Here is a 283-nt window from a genome sequence, read left to right on the forward strand (position 1 = left end):
GACGTCGTCGAGGTCGGCGGCACGCTCCCCCATGTAGCCGCCCATCGAGACGAGCAGGTCGCGGAACTGGCCGAACGCCTCGAACACGGCGCGCTCGGCGTTGGTGCCGCCGTCGATGCGGGCGTGCACGTCGTCGAGGAGGGTCGGGTCCTGCGCCATGAGCGCCTGCGCCTCGAGCACGGCCTGGGCGTCCCCGCCGGCGAGCTGCCCCCGCTTGTTGAGGTCCTCCGCCACCGCTGCGATCGCGGCGGCCACGGCCTGCTTCGCGTCGTCCGCCGAACCG

General features: G+C 74.2%; 1 protein-coding gene. It reads right to left on the reverse strand.

Going from position 1 to position 283, the window contains the following annotated elements:
- The coding region (locus BIV01_RS12845) for a phosphoenolpyruvate-utilizing N-terminal domain-containing protein (protein WP_302847425.1) at positions 1 to 283 on the reverse strand (283 nt) is incomplete at both ends.

Origin of the sequence: Curtobacterium sp. MCBA15_013 (assembly GCF_001865095.1) — a bacterium.
In the GTDB taxonomy this organism is placed as follows: domain Bacteria; phylum Actinomycetota; class Actinomycetes; order Actinomycetales; family Microbacteriaceae; genus Curtobacterium.